Origin of the sequence: Paenibacillus sp. LC231, from assembly GCF_001860525.1 — a bacterium.
In the GTDB taxonomy this organism is placed as follows: Bacteria; Bacillota; Bacilli; order Paenibacillales; family Paenibacillaceae; genus Paenibacillus_AQ.
Window position 1 is genome coordinate 45,110 of the sequence record NZ_JFOM01000037.1, and the last position, 26,611, is coordinate 71,720.

Annotated in this window: 24 protein-coding genes; 4 read left to right on the forward strand and 20 right to left on the reverse strand. The window is 50.3% G+C overall.

The window, feature by feature from the left end; genetic code table 11:
* Positions 1 to 18 precede the first annotated feature (18 nt).
* From AK95_RS21355 to AK95_RS21395, 9 genes are all read right to left on the reverse strand, one after another.
* A complete protein-coding gene (locus AK95_RS21355; RefSeq protein ID WP_071221922.1) occupies positions 19 to 1,239 on the reverse strand; it encodes an ABC transporter substrate-binding protein in 1,221 nt (406 codons plus the stop codon).
* 205 nt (positions 1,240 to 1,444) lie between these two features.
* Positions 1,445 to 2,305, reverse strand: coding sequence for a transporter substrate-binding domain-containing protein (locus AK95_RS21360; RefSeq protein WP_071221923.1), 861 nt, complete (start codon positions 2,303 to 2,305; stop codon positions 1,445 to 1,447).
* A gap of 204 nt (positions 2,306 to 2,509) precedes the next feature.
* Positions 2,510 to 4,477, reverse strand: coding sequence for a methyl-accepting chemotaxis protein (locus AK95_RS21365; RefSeq protein ID WP_071221924.1), 1,968 nt, complete (start codon positions 4,475 to 4,477; stop codon positions 2,510 to 2,512).
* 456 nt (positions 4,478 to 4,933) lie between these two features.
* Positions 4,934 to 6,154 (reverse strand): sn-glycerol-1-phosphate dehydrogenase, encoded by a 1,221-nt coding sequence (locus AK95_RS21370; RefSeq protein WP_071221925.1) that lies wholly within the window; start codon positions 6,152 to 6,154, stop codon positions 4,934 to 4,936.
* Positions 6,151 to 6,918, reverse strand: a complete 768-nt coding sequence (locus AK95_RS21375; RefSeq protein ID WP_071221926.1) for a glycerophosphodiester phosphodiesterase family protein — start codon at positions 6,916 to 6,918, stop codon at positions 6,151 to 6,153. The genes AK95_RS21370 and AK95_RS21375 overlap by 4 nt, the downstream gene beginning before the upstream one ends.
* A 26-nt stretch (positions 6,919 to 6,944) precedes the next feature.
* Positions 6,945 to 8,261 (reverse strand): ABC transporter substrate-binding protein, encoded by a 1,317-nt coding sequence (locus AK95_RS21380; RefSeq protein WP_071221927.1) that lies wholly within the window; start codon positions 8,259 to 8,261, stop codon positions 6,945 to 6,947.
* A 61-nt stretch (positions 8,262 to 8,322) separates the two neighbouring features.
* Entirely contained in the window at positions 8,323 to 9,156 is an 834-nt protein-coding gene (locus tag AK95_RS21385) for a carbohydrate ABC transporter permease (RefSeq protein WP_071221928.1), read from the reverse strand.
* Between the two features lie 30 nt (positions 9,157 to 9,186).
* Positions 9,187 to 10,065, reverse strand: coding sequence for a carbohydrate ABC transporter permease (locus AK95_RS21390; protein WP_071221929.1), 879 nt, complete (start codon positions 10,063 to 10,065; stop codon positions 9,187 to 9,189).
* On the reverse strand, positions 10,058 to 11,113 hold the full coding sequence (locus tag AK95_RS21395) for an ABC transporter ATP-binding protein (protein ID WP_071221930.1): 1,056 nt from the start codon (positions 11,111 to 11,113) through the stop codon (positions 10,058 to 10,060). Before AK95_RS21395 ends, AK95_RS21390 begins: the two co-directional genes overlap by 8 nt.
* Before the next feature lie 362 nt (positions 11,114 to 11,475).
* On the opposite strand from AK95_RS21395, the gene AK95_RS21400 reads away from it, so the two are divergent.
* Entirely contained in the window at positions 11,476 to 12,237 is a 762-nt protein-coding gene (locus AK95_RS21400; RefSeq protein WP_071221931.1) for a DeoR/GlpR family DNA-binding transcription regulator, read from the forward strand.
* 960 nt (positions 12,238 to 13,197) lie between these two features.
* Here AK95_RS21400 and AK95_RS21405 read toward each other — a convergent pair.
* Entirely contained in the window at positions 13,198 to 14,232 is a 1,035-nt protein-coding gene (locus AK95_RS21405) for a lytic polysaccharide monooxygenase (protein ID WP_071221932.1), read from the reverse strand.
* A 379-nt stretch (positions 14,233 to 14,611) separates the two neighbouring features.
* Entirely contained in the window at positions 14,612 to 14,911 is a 300-nt protein-coding gene (locus AK95_RS21410) for a hypothetical protein (protein ID WP_071221933.1), read from the reverse strand.
* Positions 14,912 to 15,114: 203 nt separating this feature from the next.
* Here AK95_RS21410 and AK95_RS21415 point away from each other — a divergent pair, with 203 nt between their 5' ends.
* The 3 genes from AK95_RS21415 to AK95_RS21425 all read left to right on the forward strand — a co-directional run bounded on the left by AK95_RS21415 (position 15,115) and on the right by AK95_RS21425 (position 17,717).
* A complete protein-coding gene (locus AK95_RS21415; RefSeq protein WP_071221934.1) occupies positions 15,115 to 16,530 on the forward strand; it encodes an NAD-dependent malic enzyme in 1,416 nt (471 codons plus the stop codon).
* Positions 16,523 to 17,128, forward strand: coding sequence for a class I SAM-dependent methyltransferase (locus tag AK95_RS21420; RefSeq protein ID WP_071221935.1), 606 nt, complete (start codon positions 16,523 to 16,525; stop codon positions 17,126 to 17,128). The genes AK95_RS21415 and AK95_RS21420 overlap by 8 nt, the downstream gene beginning before the upstream one ends.
* A gap of 73 nt (positions 17,129 to 17,201) precedes the next feature.
* Entirely contained in the window at positions 17,202 to 17,717 is a 516-nt protein-coding gene (locus AK95_RS21425) for a DinB family protein (protein ID WP_071221936.1), read from the forward strand.
* A 163-nt stretch (positions 17,718 to 17,880) separates the two neighbouring features.
* Here the strand turns inward: AK95_RS21425 and AK95_RS21430 are convergent, their stop codons facing one another.
* From AK95_RS21430 to AK95_RS21465, 9 genes are all read right to left on the reverse strand, one after another.
* Positions 17,881 to 18,852 (reverse strand): anti sigma factor C-terminal domain-containing protein, encoded by a 972-nt coding sequence (locus tag AK95_RS21430; protein WP_235613194.1) that lies wholly within the window; start codon positions 18,850 to 18,852, stop codon positions 17,881 to 17,883.
* Positions 18,853 to 18,979: 127 nt separating this feature from the next.
* On the reverse strand, positions 18,980 to 20,404 hold the full coding sequence (locus AK95_RS21435) for an alanine/glycine:cation symporter family protein (RefSeq protein WP_071221937.1): 1,425 nt from the start codon (positions 20,402 to 20,404) through the stop codon (positions 18,980 to 18,982).
* A 286-nt stretch (positions 20,405 to 20,690) separates the two neighbouring features.
* Positions 20,691 to 21,461 (reverse strand): MerR family transcriptional regulator, encoded by a 771-nt coding sequence (locus tag AK95_RS21440; protein ID WP_071221938.1) that lies wholly within the window; start codon positions 21,459 to 21,461, stop codon positions 20,691 to 20,693.
* Positions 21,462 to 21,616: 155 nt separating this feature from the next.
* A complete protein-coding gene (locus AK95_RS21445) occupies positions 21,617 to 22,396 on the reverse strand; it encodes a hypothetical protein (RefSeq protein ID WP_071221939.1) in 780 nt (259 codons plus the stop codon).
* A 162-nt stretch (positions 22,397 to 22,558) separates the two neighbouring features.
* Positions 22,559 to 22,738: a hypothetical protein gene (locus AK95_RS34950; protein WP_235613195.1), complete on the reverse strand. Its 180-nt coding sequence runs from the start codon at positions 22,736 to 22,738 to the stop codon at positions 22,559 to 22,561.
* A complete protein-coding gene (locus AK95_RS21450) occupies positions 22,693 to 23,226 on the reverse strand; it encodes a hypothetical protein (RefSeq protein ID WP_235613196.1) in 534 nt (177 codons plus the stop codon). Before AK95_RS21450 ends, AK95_RS34950 begins: the two co-directional genes overlap by 46 nt.
* 278 nt (positions 23,227 to 23,504) lie before the next feature.
* Complete coding sequence (locus AK95_RS21455) at positions 23,505 to 24,698, reverse strand: acyl-CoA dehydrogenase family protein (RefSeq protein WP_201259418.1); 1,194 nt, start codon at positions 24,696 to 24,698, stop codon at positions 23,505 to 23,507.
* A 109-nt stretch (positions 24,699 to 24,807) separates the two neighbouring features.
* On the reverse strand, positions 24,808 to 25,311 hold the full coding sequence (locus tag AK95_RS21460; protein ID WP_194545043.1) for a GNAT family N-acetyltransferase: 504 nt from the start codon (positions 25,309 to 25,311) through the stop codon (positions 24,808 to 24,810).
* Positions 25,312 to 25,817: 506 nt separating this feature from the next.
* Complete coding sequence (locus AK95_RS21465) at positions 25,818 to 26,597, reverse strand: alpha/beta fold hydrolase (RefSeq protein WP_071221941.1); 780 nt, start codon at positions 26,595 to 26,597, stop codon at positions 25,818 to 25,820.
* Between the last annotated feature and the right edge of the window lie 14 nt (positions 26,598 to 26,611).

The window sequence follows — 26,611 nt, forward strand, 5'->3', positions numbered from 1 at the left end:
ACAGCGTTGGTCGCTCCGTTAGCGTCTGTCCGCTACCTTGTCCCATTCGGTGTCCAGCTTCTTTAGATACCCGTCAATATCCCTGTTCTGGAGGAAGGATTGGATCAACGAGTTCAGCTGCACAGCGGCAGGAATATAGTGATCGGCAAAGTCGATAACTTGGCCCCGCTCCAGATAAGGCAGCAGCTCTGCAACGGCAGGATCATCCTGCGTCACGCCCTCAACGGTCGAGAACAACGTTTGCTCCGTAATGTATTGCTTGCTATTCTCAGGCTCCAGCAGAAACTGAATGAAACGCTGAGCCTCCTCTTTATGCTTCGAGTCCTCGGAAATAGCCAGCAGAGTATCCACGCCTGAAATCAGTTTATTCTCCTCAGGATGCTCGCCGGTTGGCAGCGGAAAGAAGCCGATCGGCGCATCCGGATTGGCCTTCCGGATTTCCGGAATCGCCCAGGTTCCCTGGATATACATCGCCGATTCGCCCCTCGCAAACCCCCGGTTGCCGTCCGCGTAGTTCTTGCCGAAGTTATCCCCATGGCCATAGTCCATCAACGCGAGCTGCTTCTCCGCAATCTCTCGATACTTCTCGGCAAACGTTACCGTGCCTTCCCGGCGATCCATGTAAAACTCTATGCCTTCCAGATTGGATGCCAACGCGTTAAACGGCAGCACCGTCTGCCAATCGTCTTTATAAGTGAAATAGAACGGAATTTTCCCCGCATCCTTGGCCTTCTGCGCCGTAGCTAACAGCTCGTCCCAGGTCTGGGGAACGCTGAGCCCCAATTCCTTGAAAATTTCCGTATTGTACATTACGCCATTAGCGTTCGTTGAATAAGGAATGCCCGTAACCTCGTCCATCCCGGCTACGTCTTTCAGCATCTGAACATAGGTCTCATCCACCTGACTCAGCAGCGGGTTATTCGTCAAATCCATAAATATGCCGCTTTGCGCCAGCAATGAATACGTATCGGTTGCACCCATGCCGATAATGTCAGGAATATCATTCTTGACAACTCTTGTCTTGAGTACGGTCTCCGCATCCGGCGGATTTACCTGAACAACCTTGATCTCGGATTGGGATTGATTAAATTTCTCAATTAGTGCGTCAAAGGAGCCCTTAGCCTCAGGCTTATTCTGAAAAAATTCAATCTGCACGCGTCCCGATTCCTCTTTTGCACCGCACGCGGCCAGCATCAATACCATCACCAAACACGCCGCGATCCTTGTACCAAGCTTCATGGTCTGCCCCCCGTTTCATATCCTGATGTAGTTTTGGTCAAAGTCCATGTTTATTTACTACCCTTTTTGCTTGGTTGGTAAACCTCCCGGACGCCGAGGCGGCGCCCTCTTCACTATATTGGACAAATCAAAAAAGCCAGCAGATCAGGTTCTTCAACCTGATCTGCTGGCAGGGATTGGCTATCTGTTCATAGCCTGATTCAACCTACTCCAACCATTTTTTATGAATGTCCGCAAACTTGCCTTGCAGCTTCATTTCGTCAATCCACATTTCCAGATAGCTTGCATATTCAAAGTCGCCGCGAGGAATCATGTAGCCCTTTTCACTGTTCGTGAACGGCTTATCCGTCAATGCAGCATACAGTCTGGAATCTGCTTTTGCATACGTAATCGCTTCGATCGTATCGGTAATCATCACATCATACGTACCGTCCGCTACCAAATGCGGGATATCCAGATTATTTGGAACGACAGTCACATTAGCTTTCGTCAGATGCTCGCGTACGAACACCTCGTTCGTTCCGCCCGGATTCACGCCAATGCGAACCGAAGGTTTGTTAATGTCTTCAATCGTCAGGTATTTGTCCTTGTCTTCAGCACGAATCAATGGGGCTTTACCGAAGGAAATGTACCCTTGGGATACATAAGCCGTTTTTTGTCTTGCCGTGTTGCGGGTAACGCCGCCCACTGCAATGTCGAATTTATCAGCCTGCAGGTCCTTCATCATGTTGGACCATGTGGTGTTGACGTAACGAACTTCCACGCCTAGATCTTTACCGAGCTCTTCCATAGCGTCAACGTCATAACCTTCATACTCTTTTGTAGCAGGATTCAAATATGTAAACGGTTTGTAATCCCCTGTCATACCAACCCGGATGTAGCCTCTTTCGATAATTTCGTCGAGCTGGGAAGCCGATTGTTTCTTTAGTTGTCCGGGTGCATTGGTCGAAGCCGATTTAGCGGATACCTCCGGTGATGTGAGTACTTCGTTTGCAGCAAAACCCGTTGCCACCAATGATAAGCTGACTACCCCTGCTAGTAATACCTTTTTCCAATTCTTAGCCATGTCTTCGTTTCCTCCAGTTTTCATCTAGTTGTACATCTTGATGCCCCTTGGTTGGCAGCGGCATCGATCTGCCTGAAACACTCTGGTCATCCTCTTGCTGGTACTTTCCGTGACTTACTGCCTTGCACGTTACGATTTGAGCCTCTTTTCTTCCAGGCATCCCCCCTCTCAAGTACCCATCGTGCGGTCCATAAGAACGGAATGTTAAAGCCTGAATTTGGCAAGCTCTTTGCTAAGCTCCTGAGCGACCGTCTCCAGATGTTTAACGGAGTTCGAAATTTCCTTGATGGTTGAGATTTGATCTTCCACAGCGGCAGACACATTTTGGGCGTCGCTTGAAGTCAGATCTGCGATGGATTTCAGCTCTTCCACCGAAGCGCTGACCTGTTCGGATCCCGCCGACATTTCCTCGGAAGCAGCCGATACCTCCAGAATGTGGTCAGCCACGTTGCGTGTCGCACTCAAAATGTTATCGAATTTCTCGCGCACCTCTTCAATCAGCGCAATTCCATCCTGTACATCCTTCCGGCTTACGTCCATCACCTGTACGGCGTTAATTGTGTCCTCGCGGATTTCCGTAATCAGCTTCGCGATCTGATCGGTCGATACCTCGGACTGTCCAGCCAGTTTCTTGACTTCCTCAGCCACGACTGCAAAGCCGCGTCCATGCTCGCCTGCTCTGGCTGCTTCAATCGAAGCATTCAAGGACAGCAAGCGAATCCGGGAGGTCACTTCCGTGATGAAGCTCAGAATCTGCTCGATTTCGGAAGAACGCTCATTCAAGCGCTCAATTGCCGTGCCGACCTTGGTCGTACCCGCGCCGATGTTGCCGATCTGCTTCACGGCTTGTTCAACGACAACCGATCCGGTCTCCGCTTGACTTGCTGCCTCTTGTGCAGCTTCGGATACCATGGAGGACGTTTCGGCTATTTTGACGATCCCGCTAGCCATGTCACTCATCGATACGGCGATTTCGTTGGAGCTTGAGGCGTGAGCATTCGCGCCGCTGGCAATTTGACGAATGGAGGCGCCGATACGATCCACGCTGTCCATAGCCGTCTCCACCCCGCTCGAAACGGTCTCCGTTACCGACATAACTTGTCGAGAAGAATCGTTCACACCGAGGACCAGATGCTTCAGATGTGATACCGTCTGGTTAAAATCGCCGGAAAGGACGGCAACTTCATCCTTGCCGCTAACCTGAATGGTCTTGGTCAAATCGCCTGCCGCAACTTCCTTAACTGCCGTGTTGAGCCTGCGGATCGGCCGGACGATCTGTGCCGTGAACCAGACCGCTGCACCGGCGGAAACGACCAGCGCGGCAACCGAAATAATGACTAACGTAACCGACATCTCCGTGATCGGAGCATTCAGCTCCTTGGTCGGTGCCGTTACGAATATGCCCCAATTCAAATTGGATGGAGCGAAAGCCGCCGTGTATTCGACGTTATCCAGAACATATTCGAATTCCCCCATCTCTCCTTGACGCACCTTGTCAAAAGCTTGGGATAATTCCGTGCTCTCCACGTCTTCGACCTTCTTTTGAAGGACGAAATCCTCTGATGGATGCCACATGAACGTTCCCGCTTTGCTTAGAAGAAATGCGTATCCGGTATCTCCGAAGGTTTGGGAGGATACTTTTTTCTGCACCTCGTTGATCGGAAGCGTAGAGCCCATATAACCGTACTGTTTTCCATCCTTCATTAACGGAATGATCATCGTTACGATGTTGTTGCCCGTACGCTTGGAAAGCACCGGCTCCGATACAACCAGCTTGCCTTCGCCCTTCCCGGCCTCCTGGTAGTGAACGCGATCGGATACATCGGTCACTTCACCCAGAAAGTTAATGACATTCTTCCCGCTCAAATCGTACGAGAAGAAAAAGGTTTCAAATTCCGGGTTCACTTCCTGCGCCGCTTGTATCAATTGCAAGTCTTGCGCTTTATTCCCCGTGACGAATTTCCCCACGCTTTCAACCTTGGCAATTTCCACGTCAAGAAATTGGTCGATCTGAAGCGCAAGCTTCTCCGCGCTAAGCTGCGCTTCTTTGTCCAGGCTCTCCTGAAGCAATACGGAGGACCGGTTGTAAGTTACGGCAAAGACGGATCCAAGACTGACGAGCAAGAGCAAACAAATCATTGTAATCATTTTTTGCTTGAGACTCTTTAGCATGCTGTAAACCCTCCCCAAAAATAGTGCCTGGGTCCTATCCGATCATTCGTCCAAAATTTTTGCAAGTGCTCTTTTTTCTGTAAGGACTTTCTCTCTACAAACAAAAATGAACAAATTACGTCGAAAAATCATGGTATAAAATGGTGAAATAAGACTCCACTTTATTAGTTATCGGTAGGGTATGTTCGTTTTTTGAGAGGTTAATGAGACATTTTACACAATTCGACATTAACGTAAGAAAGCGAAAATCCATGAGTCTATCTAGTTCAAAAGATTTAAATATATATAAATACTTTCATACATCTTTAGTCCCTGACAACAGATTGCAGGAATTCCCTGAGTTTATATGAATCGGATGAATAGAAGCACGGCTGGATAAAAGCAAATAAGGCTGTCCCCTATCAAGCAGAATAATCCGCTTTTAGGGAACAGCCTTATTTCATTGCATGAGGATTCTTAATTTACGAACAGATATCCTTGTTCATTGTAAGCATGGAGCAGCGTGTACCGGCTGTTTCGAACCTTGTGAGCCTCACCCAGGCTCCGCTTCAACAATTCGCTCTTGATCGGAAGCTCCGACACCCCAGCCGGTCCGCCGACCGTTCGCATCATATCAGCCAGCTCTGCCGGCTCCGGGATTTGCGTTATATGCAACCGGATTTCATTCCAGTGCTGCGTGATCCGAAGTGCAGCGTCATCCGCACCCTGGGGGGCGCCTTTGTTCAACTCAAGCCCCTGTTCCCCGAGACGGTGATACAGCTTCGAGATTTCCACGCAAGCGGCACCTACCTTGGCACCGTGCAGCAGCTGCTTCTCCCCCAGCCGGATAAACTCCATCTCCCAATAGTGGGACAGATGATGCTCCGAGCCTGAAGCCGGATGGGATTGACCGAACAGCAGCATGGCTAAGCCGGATTCGACGAGCGCACCCATTAAGAGGCGCACCCCCTCCTCGGTTCGCTCCGCAATCTGTTTCATCCCTTTCACGCACTGGTTAAGCGCAGATCGCGTAATATCCGCCGAAATTTGCAAATAGGGTTCATCGGCCACCAGGCTTCCGAATTTCCAGTCGAACAGGGATGTATACTTACCCAGCATATCCCCGAACCCGGCTGCGGTAAGCTGTGGAGGAGCCGACATGAGAATATCGACGTCCGCAAAAATCGCGCTCGGTCCAATGGCCGGAATCGTCTTTTTCTCCCCTCGTATAATGATGGGTGCTCCCTTGGAATTAAATCCATCCACCGAAGCGGCCGTGGGTATGGAGATGAACGGAATACCCGCGGTATAGGCAGCATACCGGCTAATATCGTGAATCGTTCCCCCGCCTACCGCCAGCACCGCCTTCGCCCCGCTTTGCTGGATATCCAGTATGACCTGAATCAGGGAAATCTCATCCGCAATAACATCTCCCTTCCGGTCCGGGTGAAGGCTGGTGACTTGGACCTGAATCGAGGATTTCGTGAGCAGGCTCGCAAGCGGCTGGCCCGCTACGTCATAGGTATTCCCGTCGACGACCATCACCACCGAGGTCCACCATTTCGTCTCAAGGTAACCCGCGACCTCGCGCAGAGCTCCGGACTGGATCTGAACCAGCTCCACTTCATCCAGATTCGAAAGCTGCCTAGGAGGTAAGTCCGCAGCCAAACTTCGGACTTTCGATAAAATGGAGGTCATATCGGCGTGCCCTTCTTTCCGATCACAGCCATCGCCGGCAGCGGGTCATTGCAGGTCATGCCGGTAACCCCGCATTCCAGCGAATAGCGGACACCCTCCTCATCGTCCGGACAATAGCTCCAGACCAGCAGCCCCTGCTCCTGAAACCGGGCAACGAGCTCCGGCGTAAGCAGCGACATCTCCACACCGATTGCCCACATCTTGGAGTAGGTTCCATCCTCGCCGAGGACAAATCGGGACATTTTCTCGCCAGGAAAACCCTGGGTCTTCAGACCATGCGTATCATGAATATGGGTCAGAACTTCTGCATCGAAGCAGGTGAATACACAGCGCGGCAGGTACCCGTATCGGTTCAGCACATCAATCGCCAGGTCTGCGGCCTCTATAGCATCAGGGCTTGGCTTAATCTCCACGTTGCACAGAACATCAGGATATTCCCGGAGCAGTTCGCATAGCTCCGCAAGCGTCGGGATCTTCAATCCCTCAAACTCCCGAGCGAACCAGCCGCCCGCATCGAGGGATTTCAGCTCTGCAAGCGTATAATCCCTCACCTCGCCAGCGCCGCTCGTCGTGCGCTGAACCGTTGCATCATGGATAACCACTACTTCCTTATCCCGCGTCAGCCGAAGATCAAACTCCAGCATATCTACCCCTAACTCCAGCGCCTTGCGAAAGGCCAGCAGCGTATTTTCCGGATAAGCTGATTTATACCCGCGATGTGCAGCCACCATCGTACAGGATGGTTCCCGTAGTCGTTCGATCATATGTCCTGCCACTCCTTTACCAGTTGTTATTGGGCCAAAATCCGTTCCGTCTCTTTCTTGAAGGTATCCAGCGTAGCCGGAATATCCTTGCTGTCGTACATGATCGCTTCCATGGCTGAGAAGAACTCATGCATAATCTCCGGCCATGCCACATCCTTATTGGTATCGGTCGCAAATTCCAGCTGATCATAGGCGACTTTGCGGTTCGGTTCCTTGGCCCACAGCTCTTGAATCTTCTCCGACTCCACCATCTTCTTCGTGAAAGGCAGATAACCGGATTGCAAAATAAATTCAAGGCCGCCTTCCTCTTCCATCTCCATCCACCGGATGAACTCCCATGCCGCTTCCTTGTTCTTGGAAGAGGACAGCATCGTCACATTCGCGCCTCCGGTCGGATTCGCATATACTTCGTCCTTAGGCAGGAATGCCGTCACGTAATCGAAATCCACCGCGCTGGACAGCCCGCCAATCGATCCCGTCGATTGATACATCATTCCGACCTTGCCTTCCACAAACATGCTGTTCACAATGTTGCCGGAATCCTGAGCCGGCGGATAATACAAGGCGCCTGTGCTTTGCAAGTCTTTAAGGTAAGTGAACATCTTGGCGCCTGCGCCGTTATCCCCGAAGCCGATCGACGTATTATCTTCGTTGAAGAAAGTGCCGCCCGCCTGCGAGATCATGGCAATCGGATACCAAGTGTCATAAGGCATCGTAACGCCGTAGCGCTTATACTCGCTGCCTTCCTTAACCACCAGCGCATTGGCGACCTCCTTCAGCTCCTCCCATGTGGTCGGAATTTGAAGACCCTGCTCATCCAGCAATGTTTTGTTCACATGCAGAATCGGGGTGGAACGGTTCAGCGGCAGCGATACCAATTGATCATTGAAGGTGGAGTGTCCCATCAGTCCCGGCGTAAAATCATCGACGCTGATGCCAGAGCCTTCTAGATAAGGCGTCAGATCTTCAAGCACTTCCGAATCGGCGAACATCTGAACGTAGGCTCGCTCCAGCATACTGACGTCCGGACCGGTATCGGATGCTATCGCTTGCTGCAGCTTGGTTACCGTCTCGTCATAACTCCCCTGGAAGGTGCCTATCACTTCGATGTCCTCATGGGATGCATTAAAACGCTGGATGAGCGCATCCATGTATTCCCCGTTCTTGCCGCCCAGCGAGTGCCAGAACTGAACCGTGGTTTTCCCTTTGTCTCCGGACGGGGCTTCGGTTCCCCCGCTGCCCGGGGCTTCGCCAGGATCACTGGACGTTCCCCCGCCACCGCATGCGGCAAGCAAACTGAACAGCATGATGACGGATAGCAGTGTGTACCATTTGGATTTCATATGACTCATTCCTCCATTAATTATTCGATTATGAATTGCTGAACCCTGTCATTTCCTGTAATTATTTAATGCCTGAATAAACAAAAGCCTTCACGATGTGTTTCGAGCAGAATACATACACAAGCAGGATCGGCACCACCAGAATCACATTCCCGGCCATAATGATATGCCAGTTGCTGATGCCCTCAGTCTCCCTTAGCATGGCGATCCCCAGGGTCAGCGGCCGGACAGCAGCAGAATCGGTCATGACGAGCGGCCAGAAATAGTCATTCCAGTGGCTGACAAAGCTGAACAGCGCAATGGTAGCCAGTGCCGGCTTCGACATGGGAATCATGATTTTTCGAATGATTTTGAATTCACTCGCATTATCAAGGCGGGCCGCTTCAATGATTTCCTCCGGAATCTGCATGAAATATTGCCGCAGCAGGAAAATGCCGAAGGCATTCGAGATGAACGGGATAATTTGCGGCAGCAGGGTTTTGACCAATCCCCAATCGGCCATCATCAGATAGACCGGAATGAACGTCACCTGGCCCGGGATCATGAAGGCCAGCAGGATCATGCCGAACAGCAGCGTTTTTCCCGGAAACTTATACTTGGCAAATGCATACGCGGCCGGGATCATGATCAGGAACTGCAGAATGATGATGGATCCCGTGACAACAACCGAGTTCCTGAAATAGGTCAGAAAAGGACCTGCCTGCATCGCCTCCGCGAAGTTTCCCCACTGCGGTGAGGCTGGAATCCACGTTGGCGGAAACGTCATCGTTTCCCGGAATGTCTGGAGCGAGGTGGAGATCATCCACAGAAACGGGAAGATAAATATCATGAGCACCGCGGCTTTCAGCAAATAACCTAGCATTGTCCATACGATTTTTAAGTCAAAGGTCTTCAAACTGTGCCTCCTTTCTGCATGGCCAAAGCCTTATTGATAATGGACCTTCTTGGACAGCAGCCGGAAATAAATGAACGTGAGCAAACCGATAATGGCCATAAGCACAACGCCTGTCGCGGCCGAATAACCGATATTGGTCGTTCGGAAGCCGTATATGTAATACACAAGCGTAGTCGTTGCATTATTCGGTCCTCCGCCTGTCATCACCTGAACGGTATCGAATACTTTGAAGGAACCGATCGTCATGATGATCAGGATAAAAAACAGCTGCGGCGAAATCATCGGCAATGTGATTTTATAAAACACCTTGAATCTGCTGGCATTATCCAGCGCCGCCGCTTCATAAATGCTTGGCGATATGCTCTGCAGGGCTGCCACGATAATCAGGGTGTAATAGCCGATAGCCTGCCAGACCGATACGATAATGACGGAAATCAATGCGGTCTTGGAGCTCTGCAGCCATGCGGACGGCGGGAGTCCCACCAGCTTGAAGAGATAGTTGAGAAGTCCTTGATTCGGCTCCATCAGCCACAGCCAGACCAGCGAGATCGACACAATCGAAACGACGTGCGGCGTAAAAATCCCGGCCTGAACGACCGAATTGAAACGCCCTTTCTTGTTAAGCCATACCGCAATCAGCAAGGATAGCAGCATGGTTAGAATAACGACGCCGACTGTATAGATGGACGTGTTCCAGAGCGCTTTGTAGAAGTCCCCGCGGCCCAGAATCTGGGTGAAATTGTCCAGTCCGACAAACTTGCTCTTGTCCTTGTTCATCAGGTTGTATTTGAACAGGCTTAAGTAAATCAGATAACCTACCGGATACATCACAAACAGTATGATACCGGCCATGGCCGGCGCGATCAGCACATAGGGCCTGATCCCTTCCCAGATCCGCTTCTTATCCATGAGCCAGCCCTCTCAGCCGCTCCATGAACTCCCTATAGCGGACGTCCTGCGCTTCGATCCGGTTCTCATCCGCTCCGAAGAAAAACAATTTATCCGCCGGTACGCCGAGATGTACCTCCTGATCGACATGGAACTGGTCATCCTGACACTTCACCATGAATGCCTGGCCCTCCGTTGTCCTCACCTGATAAATCGTCTCGGATCCCAGCATTTCGCGCGTGATGACCTCCCCCTTGGTCGTATAATGAAACGACTCCGGTTCTGTGCCGATCACGACGCTCTCCGGACGGAATCCGAATGTCGTGCGATCGTCCCCAAGCGGCGCAATATTCATGGGGGGAACCCCGATAAACTGGGCCGCAAACAGATTGCTGGGCTCCCGGTACACCACTTCAGGCGGCGCTTCCTGCTGAATGACGCCTTTGTTCATAAGCACGATGGTGTCTGCCATCGACATGGCCTCGATTTGGTCATGGGTCACATAAACAAAGGTCGTTCCCAGCTTCTTGTGCAGCTCAATCAGCTCGATCCGCATCTGAACCCTGAGCTTGGCATCCAGATTGGACAACGGCTCATCCATCAGGAAAACGGACGGATTCTTAACCATCGCCCGAGCCAAAGCCACCCGCTGCCGTTGTCCGCCGGACAAGGTGGATGGCTTGCGATCCAAGTAATCGTTCAGTCCAACGGTTGCCCCTATGGTCTCCACCAAACGTGTACGCTCGGCTTTGGGAACCTTGTTGTTCACGAGACCAAACTCGATATTCTCGCGGACCGACATGGTCGGGTAGATCGCGTAATTCTGGAATACCATGGCCACGCCGCGTTTACCCGGCGCAATGCGCGTAACATCCTTGCCATCGATTAGTACGGAACCGGAGGTTTGAGGGTCAATGCCCGCGATCATCCTTAGGAGCGTTGTTTTCCCGCAGCCTGACGGACCGACCAGCACGGTGAATTTTCCGTCCTCTATGGTAAGGTCCAGGTCCTGTATCACGGTTTGACGATCAAACGACTTGCTTACTTTCACAAATTCAATGGATGCCAAGAGCGATCCCCCTCACGAAAGTGTAATGATGCTGTCATGACAAGCGAATAATAAATGAATCCATAGAAATGAAATCCCTTACATGCATCTGATAATAAGTACGCATCAAATGCACATGTAATGATCACTTTTGTTCATTTTTATTTAATTCGATTGTAGATGTGCAATATTAGGAGAGTGTTAGACCTTCGTACGGATTTTGTAAATTCGCTTCGCATCAAGGGATTTAACATGGCATTAACATAATGGGAGTACACTAGATAGACATGGAATCCTTAAGCATAAAAGAGCAAAAGTGCGCATTGTATGTACAAACGTACCTGCACAGCCCATGGTCTATTTAGGAAGGGAGAAATTATCGATTGCTAGCACATGAACGAAAGAAAAGGATTATTGATTACGTAAGGCAATACCGAACAGCAACGGTTGCTGCGCTGGCATCTGAATTCGGTGTTCACACGGCAACCATCCGCCGCGATCTGGCGGAGATCGAACAGGAAGGCGCTTTAAAGCGAACGCATGGCGGGGTCATCATGGAGCAATGGACGCATAACGAGCCGTCCTTTAATGAGCGAACCAACTTTCATCGGGACGAGAAAATACGCATCGGTCAGCTCGCGGCTTCACTCGTGGAAGACGGGGAGAACATCATCATTGATTCGGGAACAACCACCCTTCATATTGCAACGCATCTTGTGCACCGCTCGGACATTACGGTCATTACGAACGATATGAACGTCGCCGTCGAACTTCGCGATGCTCCGGGCATCAAAGTCATCCTGACCGGCGGGGAGCTGTACCCCTCGAGTTACATGCTAAACGGCATGTTTACCGACCATGTGCTGAAATCCCTGCATGTCGAGAAAGCATTCATCGGTACCCCTGCCCTGCATCCTCAACATGGCCTCATGCACCCGGAAGCGCTGCTCGTCCCAGCCAAGCAGAACATGATTCAGGCCGCCGGTGAAATTGTCGTTGTCACCGACCACAGCAAGATCGGCAAGCTGTCTCTGCACACGGTCGCCCCTAACAGCGCGATACATACCCTTGTCACCGGCACTGAGGCTTCCGACTCGGATATCAAGCCGTTTCAGGAACGGGGCATTACCGTGTACAGGGTTTGAGGCTTGCACAATTTGCGTACCTTGTATACACCTTTGCGTACCTTGCATACCTTGCACACCTAGCATACCTAGCATACCTTGGCATACCTTGCGTACCTTGCACACCTTGCGTACCTTGGCATACTTTTCATAAATGCATACCTTGGCGTACCTCGGCATATCTGAATATCCTTCCTGCAGAAAACACAAAAGGCACCCCTAGGGGTGCCTGATCAAGCTGCTGCTTGCCAGCAGCTTGTTTATTTATATTCCACTGTTATGTTTACCATCCATTACTCGCTCTTTTTTCGCGATCCCCCCGCTTAGACCAAAAGCAATAAACAGAAAATTCACTGAACGCCCAAAAATACGATCGCCATATCATTCAATATGTCCAAAACTCAACGGTCGACAGTCAATCCAAGCATGCCCCGGACCACGCACCGTGCGCTCAGGGAGTAGTGCGGACGATGTACTTGTTCTTTGGTATAAGAAATTCCTAACGGACTCAGAATACCTTATTTCATAGAAAACAGCCCTTTAAGTAACTTTAGCGGACCCAGCGGACCTTATTTGCGGTTTTAGTCGGTATTTGCTCCCGTATTTCTCATAATAGCGGATCTGGAGTCCGGAACATTGTGAAAAATCGGGTTATGATCTTAAATAACGGAACTAGGGTCCGTTAAAGTTGACGAAAGCCTTGAAATCCTCGAATGAAGAACATCGACAGTCAGTGAACCCGCAACATTTCGATAGGTAATTCCAAGAGCCACCAGGGACAATGCGTAGCCGACGGAAGCTATTTCCTCTACGTTTATAAGAAGCTATTTCCTTTACACTTTTTAATGGAAGTAAAAAAAGCAAATATACCTCCACCCGCATAGCGGTGGGTCTTTGTTTCGCGCGGTTCACGCACTCAACTGGCTAAAGCCTAAAAAAATCCGGCAGTCATTAGACGCCGGATCCGGTCAAACGATCGATTTAAGGAATGACCTTCCAAACTTCGGCAGATCCAGGAGTTTCGCCTTGAGTCCACCATCTTGCTTCATAGTTCACGCCGTTGTGGCTGACTTTGCTGCCACCTAAATACACGGCTGTTGCGCTCCATGCCGGATAGGTCGCTGCGCTTCCGGATGTTGATACGGTAAGCGGAGCGGATGCGGATGATTTGCTGCCCGTACTGCTTACGGCGACCACAGTATACGTATAAGACGTTCCTTCGGCTAACCCCGTATTGGTATAGGAGGTTGTAGTGGAAGTACCTACAAGGGATCCGTCACGGTAGATTTCGTAACTGGAAGCACCTGTGGAAGCTGCCCATGCCAAGGAAACACTGTTGTTGGTTTGGGCTGGGGAAGTAAGTCCTGTCGGTGCCGGTACGCCTGGGTTCGGCGTTCCACCACCTCCAAAGTCCACATCGATAACGTTATAGAAAGCGTTAGCTGTGTCAGCTACTTCCCATACCGCCAGAATGACATGGTAACCGGACTTTGCAGGAACGTTACAAGTGGATGCATAGTTTGTCGGAGGTTTTACACCGCCGTAGTTAATGGAGCAGAAAGGCGTCAGATCAAACGAAGCTCTGCTGAGCGGAGCATTTTGATTCCAGCCGTCTTTTGTAATGTAGTATTTCCAGCTTGCCGTCGCATGGTTGGCTGTCAAATGCCATTGGAACGTTGTGGTTCCCGGGGAAATGCTTACTTTGCTCCAACGAGTTGCGGATTGCTCGTCAAGTTTAGGGAACACGCCGCCTGCACTGGCGATTTTGCCATCGGCAGGGCCTGCGTTTGGCCAGCCTTTAGGAGCTTCCAAGCTTTGAGGCTCATACACAACTGCGCCGCAATCGGTATTTTGCCCCTGCTTACACAGAATGGCGCGGCTGCCTGGGGAATCGACATATCCGTGGGCAGAAGCTTTATCAGCAAATAATACCATGAACAAGGTCATCAACAACATCGTGGAACCGGCAATGATCAGATTCTTGAGCCAAGTTTTGTTCGGCAAACTTAAAGTCATACAATTAATCCTCCTTTAATATAAAAGATAATAAATAAAGCGTTTACACAACCTCCGGCTGCTCGGCCCACCTCCCTTTCTTTGATACAGTAGTCACCCTCTTAATTTGACTGATAACTTGACTAAACTTGGAAATCTTCCACAACCATCGTCCAAGCTTTACCAGTACTATAATTATTTTAAAGCATCTGGAAGCCCTATCCCATAACACTAATCAACGATTTGTTACACATTTCAATGAAATTGGATAAATATGTAACCTGAAATGTTATGAAAACACACGGAAATTGCAGAAAAAAATCACAAAAAAAGCATGCCTCCCCTGGGAACCATGCTTTCATTCCATGCTGTTCTTTCCGTTTTGACCGCGCAGCAACTCCTATTCCACGCCGTCCTTAAAGTGCTTCTGATAATGCTTATCCCCTTTATGCTCCAAGTCCTCGATCGTAAGCTCCAGCGTATGAATGATCTGCTCCTTGACCTGATTCAACGTGTCAAAATACACGTTCTCCTCCGATCCTACAATGCGTGTGCCGCTGAGTGCCTGAACGGCCTGGTAGATCCGGTGCTGTTCGGCCAAATCGTCAACGGCTTTCAACGTATGCTTCATCTGAAGGAACAGATCCCTATGATGCTGGGTCGTCAAACGCTTTTCAAGTTCCTCGATTCTGGCATTCATGGCGCTCTCTCCTTCACAATAAGATGCTTTCGATTATACTCCTTAGCATTTGTATTTCCAATAAAATCTTCTTATATATATCACGGTTTCTTTATACTGAAACAGGAAATTGACCACTGCTCAGCGAACTATGATAACGTTAACATTTTGCACAGTAACATACACTTAGCATAACGAAATCGATCAAACATTTGGAGGTAGCAATGGAAAACAACGGACTCGGAGGAAAGAGCATTATCCTCAGACTAGAAATGAATACACAAGAAATCAAATTCGGCCAGGTAGCATCCGCCATATTTGAAGCCGGGGGAGACATGGTCGCCATCGACGTCATTCAGGCGAGCGGCCACATTACCGTACGCGATATTACCATTACGGTCACGGACAGCGTCGATATCGGAAAAATTACAGATGCCGTGAAAAATCTGAAAGGCGTCCGCCTCGTCAACGTTTCGGATCGCACCTTCCTGCTGCATCTTGGCGGCAAGATCGAAACCCAGCCCAAAATTCCGATCCAAAACCGCGATGATCTGTCGCGCGTCTATACGCCAGATGTTGCCCGGGTGTGTGCAGCCATTCAGGAGGACCCGAAAAAAGCCTTTACGCTTACGATTAAAAGAAATACGGTGGCCGTCATCTCGGATGGAAGCGCCGTGCTCGGTTTGGGCAATATCGGCCCTTATGCGGCCATGCCGGTGATGGAAGGTAAATCGATGCTCTTCAAACAATTTGCAGGTGTAGACTCCTTCCCCATCTGCCTGGATACCCAGGATACGGAAGAGATCATTTCTTGCATCAAAGCCATGGCACCGGCTTTTGGCGGCATTAACCTGGAGGATATCTCCTCCCCGCGCTGCTTTGAGATCGAACAACGACTGCGGGATGAGCTGGATATTCCCGTGTTCCACGATGACCAGCACGGCACAGCGGTCGTTCTGTATGCGGCACTGATCAATGCCCTGAAAATTGTCGGAAAATCAATCGATAAAGTCAGGATCGTTGTGTGCGGAATCGGCGCTGCGGGTGTGGCATGCAGCAAAATCCTCCTGTCGGCCGGTGTCAAGGACATCATTGGCGTAGACCGCGAGGGTGCGCTGGTTGCTGGAAAAGAGTACAGTAATAGTATGTGGCAATGGTACGCAGAGCATACGAATCCGAATAAAGTTGAAGGTTCCCTGCGTGAAGTGATCCAAGGTGCCGACGTGTTTATCGGTCTATCCGCCGGCGGCCTGCTTCGCCGCGAAGACGTACAAGCCATGGCAAAAGATCCGATCGTGTTCGCAATGGCAAATCCTACGCCGGAGATTAAACCGGAAGAAGTCGAGGATATTGTAGGCGTCATTGCAACTGGACGTTCGGATTATCCGAACCAAATTAACAACGTCCTCTGCTTCCCGGGTATTTTCCGTGCAGCCCTGGATTGCAGAGCAACCACGATTAATGAGGAGATGAAGCTGGCTGCAGCCGAAGCCATCGCATCCGCCGTATCGGATGAGGAACGCAACCCGTCGTATATTATTCCAAGCGTATTTAACCAGAACGTCGTGAAAGCCATTCGCGAGCTTGTCGTGAAAGCGGCGATCAAAACCGGCGTCGCCCGGAGAATCCCGCGTGAATAAGCAATCCCTCATTCGGAAGTTCAATAAGCAGGCAGCGATATATGAAAGGAATACCAGACAGCGCAGGCTCGGTGAATGGAGACAGCGGCTGCTTCAGGATGTAGAGGGTAGCGTGCTTGAAGTAGCTGTCGGCGCCGGCGCGAACTTCCCCTTCTATCATCGTGACAAGGTGAACGTAACAGCTGTCGATTTCAGTCCCGAGATGTTAACCCGTGCACGGCGGATGGCCTCCGAACTTGGCATTCGGGCCCATTTCCTGGAACGGGATATCGAGACGCTGGAGCTGCCGGAACGTTCCTATGATTGTGTTGTATCTACCCTGTCACTATGCGGCTATGAGGATCCGGTCAAAGCTCTGAATAAAATCAATCGCTGGGCCAAACCCGGCGGCCGCGTTTATTTACTGGAGCATGGCATGAGCACGAACCGGCTCCTTGGTTCTATTCAGCATCTGATCAACCCGGCAGCACGGCGGATATCCGGCTGTCATTATAACAGGGACATGATCCAGATTGCGAAAGCCTCGGAACTGAACATCGTAAAGACAGAACGCTATTGGAACGGCATCGTTCATCTGATCTGGGCGCAAGCAACCTGATCCATTCATTCATTTTGACCTGTCGGCATAAATTTTAACGAAGCTCTTATTAATTGATCTGGAGGAACTTGTTATGAACACAAGGCCTGATTCTAATGAATATTTGCCCCTCGCCGAAAAATACGTCTCTCTTGTCCCCGAAGGCCATATTGCTGAAGTTTTGCAGTTGCAGCATGATGAAACGTTACGATCGCTCAGCGATCTGACGGAAGAACAAGCGAATGTTCGCTATGCGGCAGGGAAATGGAGTCTAAAACAGGTGGTCGGACATATCGCCGATGTAGAGCGCTTATGGAACTACCGCATTCTCTACATCGCGCGTGGAGATGCCCGTGAATTCTCGGGGTACGACCGGGAGATTTTTGTCCAAAATTCTCCCTTCAGCCATCTTCCGTTACGGGAAGCCCTCAAGGATTATGCTGCCGTCCGGCAGTCTACCATTACGCTGGTTGGAAGCTTGACGGAGGAAGCGCTGCTTCGCCAGGGCACGTTCAACAATTACCCGCTCTCCGCCCGGGCAGCCGCCTATGTCATTGCCGGTCATGAGCTTCATCACCTGAATATTCTACGGGATAAATATTTAACATAGTTTATAAGGGGCATCCTTACATGGCATTTGGTCTGAAGAGATGCCCCTTGGCATGCTGCCGATCCACATCGTCTGCCTTCACTTCCTTAAATTTAAAAAAGGCCTCAAGCTGAGGCCTTTTTTCCATCCATATTATGTAATGGTTTAGCACAGCCTGGCTGTCTTAACTCCAATTCCATACCTCGATGCGGCCCAAACGGAATCCCCAGAATTCCGACTCCTCCTTCAGCTTCTCCAGCTCACGCACAGGTCCCGTAACGGTCGCGCCGTAAACTTGAACCCCATTTTTCTTTAGGTAAGCCAGCCGCTGTTTATCTTCATCCACACCGTTATATTTGATATTGTCCGTCATCCATTCAACGTCGGCGATCAGTTGCTGCACATGATCCGTGATCCCGGCATCCAATGAGAAGTAAGTATGCCAGGCAGAAAGAAAGTGGTTATCGCTAAACTGAACCTTGGGCCTCAATGTAAAATGGGGGATTGTGTGACCAGCACTGCTAGAGCTGTAATTACCCGGCTTAAATACCTTGAGTTCACCTGCATATACAGCCATATTAGCTACTCTAACATCGTAGTCCGACAAGAGCTTTAAGACCTGCTCCGGCGACTTCAACGTTCGAAGCGAGAAAAATATTTCCGCCACGTTGCCGTCCTCAAGCTTTTCTAACTGATTCATTGCACCATTCTGATGAAGGGAGTCTGTAATCTTCCCACCCTCCAGCAGGGCAGAGTGCAGGTAAAAGGGATTTCTTTCATCCCCGTTCAGATACGGCCCCAGTTCTTCAATGGAATAGGTCAATTCTCCCCATAACCTCTTCTTCGCGTGAAGCTCTCCAACGATTACCTGCCATTCCCCCACATCCCTGTACACTTTCAGCGTTTTCTTCTGGGTGAGGAAGGGCGTCACTTCTACCGAATACAAGCCGCGCTTATCTACCATAAGTCCACTCTCATGCAATTCAACCGTTGTCATGACAGACCTTAAGAATTTATCGTTCAGGCCGGATTCTTCATGGTAGATGTAGACGGCTGCATAATACACGCCATAAATAAGAAACGCAGCTAACAAAGCATTTATAAGCTGCTTCACCCTTATCTGCCAGGTTATCCGATTCATCACTTCCGTATCCATCTCCTCTCTACCTTCTCATGTAGACAACGGTTTAATCGCGCTAATGTTACGGTAAAATAAGAAAAATCGCTACAGCAGCTAAAAACAAGCAGCTACCGTAACGATTCCATATGACGAATATTGTATATTATTTCCCTTCAGTGAATGGGGCGTTCTGTCCGTCCCAGCACTCCACATCATCAAGCCCTTTGATGCTATCCTTGGTGAAGACAGGATTCAGGCCTGCCCGCTTCTGCTTCATGTAATCTTGAAGCGCGGCAAAGGCCGTACGGGATAGCAGCGTGATAGCCACAAGATTCACAATCACCATCAATCCCATGAACAGGTCAGCCAAATCCCACACCAGCTTCACGCTGGTAACGGAACCGAAGATAACCATGGCCAGCACAGAAGCCCGATAGACCCATATCCATGCCCGATTCGACTTCAAAAACTCGATATTGGTTTCCCCGTAATAATAATTGCCAATCAGCGTGCTGAACGCAAACAGGAAGACCATAACGGCCAGGAAGTCGGACGCCCATGCCCCCATCTCCATCCCCAGCGCGGCCTGCGTAAGGGCGATTCCATCAAGTCCGGTCTGCTGATAGGCACCGGTAAACAGAATGATGAAGGCGGTGCTTGTACATATGACCAGCGTATCGATCAATACGCCCAGCGCCTGCACCAGCCCTTGCTTGGCTGGATGGCTTGTCGTTGCGGTAGCCGCTGCGTTAGGCGCGCTCCCCATGCCGGCTTCGTTGGAGAACAGCCCTCTTTTGATCCCGTTCATGAGAGCGGCACCGATCGACCCGCCAACAACCTGCTCATAACCGAACGCGCTTTTGACGATAAGAGCAAAAACTTCCGGCAGCTTGGTGATGTTCGCCAATACGATAAACAGCGCGGCACCGACATACAGGACAGCCAATACCACAACGATCAGCTCCGACATTTTGGCAATCCGCTTCACGCCGCCAAAGATGATAACCGCGAAGATAACCGCCATAATAATGCCGATGGTTAATCGGTCGGTTCCGAATGAATTCTCAAAGGCAATCGTAATCGTATTGGATTGGACCGCATTAAAGACAAGACCGAAGGACAAAGTGATCAGGATCGCAAACAACACGCCCATCCACCGTTTCTTTAATCCTTGCTGCATGTAATAAGCGGGACCGCCGCGATAACCACCCGCCCCATCTTTTACTTTATAGATCTGGGCCAGCGTACTCTCGATAAAACTGGATGCCGAACCGATAAGCGCAATAATCCACATCCAAAATACGGCCCCGGGTCCTCCAAGCGAGATGGCCAGAGCCACCCCGGTTATATTCCCTGTCCCGACACGGGCTGCCATACTGATGGCAAACGCCTGAAAGGGCGAAATGCTTCCCTTCGCTTTACTCTTGGGTTCGCGGATGACCCGAAACATCTCGCCGATCAGGCGAAACTGCAGAAATTTGGTCCCCACCGTGAAATACAGGCCAACGGCAATCAGCAATACGATGAGCAGCTTAGACCATAAAAAATCATTAAAGATATTCACTACATGCTGTACAATTTGATCCATATTCTACCCTCGCTATATAAGTCATCACCCATGGTGTGTAGGTTTTGTGTACAATAGTCCACGTTTCATCTAACCATTACTTCCCCATCCAACACAAGAGGTTAATTGTGGAAAATGCTGCACCTAACCTGGGCGGTTGCGTCATTTCTTATTCGCGGCGATTCTTTGTTGATCTCAGGGCGGGATTTTCGGACATTCATAATTAAAAAAGACCCTCTCCTCTGCGTGTTAAAGCACAGGGAAAGGGTCCTGTCATCATGTCAGGCTGCCTACCCTACCAGCCTGTTTATGATGAAGAGTTCATGCCCGTATAGACCAGAATCGCATCGCGGAGGAATACCGCCGTTCCAGGCTGCTTCTCATCGTAATGAGCGGTAAAGCGCTCATCGTCAACATACATCTGGGCGAGGCCTGCGTGAGCCTCTTTGCTGTAATCGTTCCAATAATAAGTGAGCCAACGCTTGTGAAGATCAGCCGCCTTCTGGGCCAGCTCACTGGCAGGATCGCCTTGCTTAAACGCTTCGGCCAGCGTCTCGTACAGCTCATCAGCCAGGCGCGTTACTTCCTCATGCTGTTCTTGCGTCATATTTTTCAGCTGGGCATTGGATTTATTTACAATCTCATCGCCATACTTCTCGCGAATTTCCTTACCGTATTTCTTCTCATTATCATCAATCAGCTTCTGCTTGAATCCTTCAAATTTCTCTTGGTCACTCATGGTTATTCTCCCTTCGGCGGAGGCGATCGTGTTCTCCACATTGGTAATCAGCAAATCCAATTGCCTTCTTTTGTCTAGGAGCTGGGCATGGTGTTCTTGGAGCGCCTTGGTCCGGTTGAAGGATGGTGAGGTCATAATCTCTTTGATATCGTCCAATTGAAGTCCGAGCTCCCGGTAAAACAAAATCTGCTGCAATTGATTGACCTCCTCCTGCCCATAGATCCGATATCCCGACGAATTGATTCTGGCCGGCTTCAGAATACCGATTTCATCGTAATAACGGAGCGTCCGGGTACTTATTCCTGCCAGCCTTCCAAGCTTCTGCACCGTGTATTCCATGGTTTCTCACCTCCTGACAACATCAATGTACACCTTTACGTAACGTTAAGGTCAACACACTGTGAAAAAAATTATAAACTTCTTAAATAAAAAAGAAACTGAATGTATTCTTAACAGAATATCATCCAGTCTCCCCAACGATCTACTTCAGTATGTTACTCCGCGTCTGCGTCCGCTTCCGTGTCTGCCGCAGGATCGGCTGCTTCATCAGCGTTCGTATGCTTCTCGTTCACCCACTGCTTCAACGGCTCGGTCATTTGATCCTTCAGCTTCTGAATCAATTGATCCTCCGTAATTCCCTTCGCGGCCGCGATCTCGGCTAGCGACTGCCCTTCCTTCATTTCTGCCTTCAATTCGTCCTCAGACAATCCAAGCAGAGCTGCGAGTTCCTCCGGATTACCGAATTTGCCGAAGCCTCGGCCGCCTTTGCCATGGCCTTTTCCAAAACCGGCTTCGCTGCTCTCCACGATTTGAGTAAGGTGGTCGCTCAGCCCTTCTTTCCACGCGGCTGCTTCGGTTTCCGTAATGCTGCCTTCACTCAGGCGCTCATCGATCTTGGCGGTTTCCAGCTCGATCAGCTTCTGCACAAACACGGATTGGGTCATTCCTTTGCCTTCAGCAATTTCAACAAATGTGCTGCCTGCTTCAAGCGCTGTGCGAATCTCTGCCTCCGTGAGCCCAAGAACTTCGGCCGTCTCTTTGACGATGTTTGCGCCGCGAGGACCGCCACCCTTACGTTCCATCCACTTTCCATCTCGGTTCTTGCCTGCATCGGCAGCTGATGAGCCTGTCCCCGTCTGTCCATCCTCGGATACCGAGGCGGAAGCGTCTGTGCTCGTCGCGGCAAAAGCCTTGCTCTGAAGATACCCGGCTCCCCCTAGCACAATCGCTGCTGCCATACTGCTTACTAATACTTTTTTACTAATCGGATTCATCGTCATCTCTCCTTGTAGGTTCATGGTTTGTCTTACAATTTGAAGTATAGAGAGGGAATCTGAAAGTAAACTTAGGGCAACGTTATGCCAGGCTTAGGCTCAGCTGAAGGTTTGCTGAATGTGACGGTATGCCAACGGGCCTCAGCACATCATAAAAAGCAACTACCGAAAAGACAACGTACGGTAGGAGGCCAGCTTGCGAACCGTCAGCCACAAGGATAAGAGGAGAAGCAGCTCAAATACGTTCGTGGCAGCCGAACTTTCGATCGGAATCGAAATGGCGCTCCCGGCAGCCATCAGCACCGTACCGATAAACAACAGCGGCGTCTTTCTCTCCGCCATACGATAACGCCTGCCATCAGCAGAGGAATCAGGATCAGGATGACCATGAGCGGCGGCCCCCCGGATTTGGTCGGAACATAACGAAGCGCTCCGTATTCCATGGAAGGCTGGAGCTTAAGCGGCAGCGTCTCCGTCATCACCTCAAGCGCGATTAGAGCTGCAGTGAGAAGCCAGGCTCCCCATGCGGCGGCCAGCTTGCTGGCCCAAGGGCTTCCTGCCTTGCGGATCAGATCGAACGACACAAGCACAAGCAGCGGCGTTGCCAACGCATGCACCCAGAAACGCGTAACGTTCAGCCCCTCCAGCAGATCCCCCTCCCCGATGTATTTCCCGATGCCGATCACGCAATTATCCCAGACCAGTCCGGCCGTCACGATCAGCAGCAAATACCGAAGACCCGGCGAAGAATCACGCTTCAACAGCACGCACCCATACAGAAGCAGCGCAGCATATACAACGGCCAAGCCCAAATACAGTACAGAATCCATGGTCCGTATCTCCTTTCATCTTAACGCCTGACGATCGGATCTTGATTGACCCTGTTGCAGCACGTACTGATAGGTTTTATACCCGTTAGCCCGCCATTCTAACCCAAGTGTATGTATATGAAGCAAGGGAGACTAACGATGTGGAGATGTCACGAAGAAGATCCTCTATCCAGCGCAAAAAACCGCCGGAGACATCCCTCTCCAGCGGTTTCTCTATCCATAGATCCTTCACGAATTCATATGCAATCCATGCTTCCCATTCAATCGGATCAAGCGTCTTACTTCCCCTTCTCCTCAACTTCCGAAATAGCCCGGTTGGCCAGATTCGTCAGCACGACATCGTCCATGGGCGGATTATGAAGACCCGCCCGGACATCCCTGTACATTCGTTCCAACGGGAGCTGCCGGGAGAGACTCAATCCTCCAACGATCCGCATCGCATGATCGACAATCCGGACCGCTGCATTGGTCACAACATATTTGGCAAGACCCAACTCAGGCTTAAGCGCAGCGCGGTTCTCCACTTCCTTGTCCCAGCGGTCGGCGGTTTGATATAAATAACTGCGGGCCGTAAGCAGGTCCACTTCGATTTCGGCGATATGTCTTTGGATATTCGGCAATTCGGCAATGGGGACCGTCAAGGAGTTCGGTTTATGATGACGGGCAAAATCGATGGCAAAATTGCGCGCGGCATAAGCAATCCCCATATAACATGCCGGTATGTGAAGCAGAATGCCTTCCGTCGGCACGGGAAATTCAGGCTTCTCATAATCGAGTCCCCGAATCACTTCCGCCTCCGGCACGAAGACGTCCTCCAAAATCATGTCATGGCTTCCCGTAGCGCGCATGCCCATCGTATTCCAGGTTTCCTCGACCTTGACCCCGGGTCCACTTCGAACGAGGAATGCACCAACCTTCTCGCTATGCTCGATACCGGCCGTAACCACAAACTGCTTCAAGATCGGGCTTAATGTGCTGAAGGTTTTGCGTCCGGTAATGCGCCAGCCGCCCGAAACTCGCCGTGCCGTGGTCTCCGGCCTCCCACCCCGGCTGGGACTTCCTGTCGCAGGTTCGCTTGCCAGTTCATTAATGAGCACGCCTTCAGCTACAACGTCCTTGCACAGCCTCTCAAATAAAGGTTCCGGCCAAGCCTTGGATAGGCGCAGCTGGAGTATTTGCCCGATATGCCAACCAACCGCCAGCGCCGTAGAGCCGTCGCCTCTGGCGAGTCGTTCCTGGGCAAGCACCATTTCGTATACGGAAGCTTCTTCTCCTCCATAAGATGCCGGGACGGTCAGCTTCAGATAACCCGACTCCTTTAGATCATCAAAATTTCCGAACGGAAACGAACCCTCCAAATCGTGCCGTGGAGCTCTTTCCGCGAATTTCGCCCCAAGCTTATCGGACCGAGCTGCGATCATGGCTTCGCGTTCATTACGTATGAATGGATCTGTGGAACCGGATCGATTCAAGTTCGTCCCCTCCTTGCTAACCCTTGTATTCCGATGGATATATACTTAAAATTGTAGCAACCCTATTTGGGGGTGTCAATGAAGGGATCACCGATCGCCGCTCCCCCCTTTAGTTCGGATATATCCAGTGTATGATTTCCGAATCCTCGTGACTCTTCTGGAATCCCAGTTTAAGCAAAACATGCTGGGAAGCCGCATTTCCGGGTTCGCATCTAGCGATGATGGATTTGACGTCCCGCTGCCCCGAAGCCCAATCCAATAGTTTCTGCGCCGCTTCATGACAGTAACCTTGCCGCTGATGGCTTGGATTGGTCGCAAAGCCGATTTCGATTCTGCCCTCCGGATCAGGATCTCCCAAGAATCCGATGCCGCCGACAATATCGCGCGTGGCCTTGTCTACCATAATCCATGAATCAAACCCCCGCGTACCCTTATTCTTGACCAACAACTCCCGGAAAAAAGGCAATGCCTCATAAAAGTCGGTGCCCGGCCATTCGCCGTTACTGTGGTATCCTAAATCCTCGAATGCCTTCGGATCCCGGCGCGATGCCGCGTCAATCAAATCCAAATCCAATGTTTTAAGCAGCAAACGTTTTGTTTCCAGTTCCATGATGTGTTCACCTGTCCTTCTTAACATTATTTTTATTAGAAAACATAAAAAGGCGGAAAATGAACTTGAGTCATTCTCCGCCTTTATATGAAGTCTATATGCTAATTGCATCCATAAGAAAAACATCAATCAACGCACTTCATAGATGACAGACCGCGTTTAGATGAAGTTTTCTTGCGATTATCGAATGGTTCAGCTTAGCTGAAAACTTACAAATTCAATAATCTAATAAAAAATCCGCGCTGCAGAAGCAACGCGGATTCAAGACGCAAATAGGATAGCCTACCCAAGGCTTCCTTGATCTCCGCAGTTCTTAACTCCTCCATATCCGGCTGAAGAATGCACCTTGAACTAAACCTAGCCAATGGCGGCTATGTCAGGCGTTCCTCAGAACCTATAGGTTCAAACAAAGTTAAGAACAATAAATCTCTCCTTAAAGTAGGTTTTACATATTGTACCTATTACCAGATGAGCGCGTCAAGCTGTAAAGCCCCCTTCTGGACATAAGTCTACATCGCGTTCTCCTTCAGAAATGAAGTGATGGCTTCATTCAATTCATCGGGATTATCCATATTCGTTGCATGGTGAGCGTTCCGGATGATTCTTAATCGCGAATCCGCCAATCTCTCCTGCATGTACGCCTGCTGCCTTCGGATCATTGTGTCGCTCTCTCCCTGTAGAAGCAAGGTTGGACAATCGATCTTATGCAGATCCTGCGTGCTGTCCATCCGGGTCACCGCATCCCATATCCGAACCCAGTTGGAATGCGGGATGGAACGAAAGGCCTTCTCTATATAAGCTTGGTTGCTCTTGTTGTACTTGGACAGCATTTTCGCTTGCCATTTTCCCGATAAGGACATCGGCATCAAGTAATTTGACCAGCGATTCAGCGGCACGAACATTCGCTCATACCAATTGAACGCATTCGTGAACGGCGTGCCGATCAGTACCAGGGCTGCAACCTTCTCAGGATAGCGAACGGCCGTCTGCAGCGAAATATGCCCGCCCAGGGACAGCCCGCAAAGAATCGCTTTTTCAATGTCCAGTCCGCTTAGCAGATCCGCCAAATCCCTGCTGAAATCCTCCGAATCCACCTTTCCGTCCGGCAAGGAAGAGGAACCATGTCCCCGGATATCCCATACCAAGGTCTGATACTGACGTGAGAAATAATCGACTTGCGGCCGCCATTGTTCATGATTCCATGAGGCACCATGCGTAAAAACAAGCGGCTTTCCTTCTCCCTTTACTTCATAGTACAGATCGACTTCCCTTCCTTTGAAAATCGGCATATAACCATCCTCCT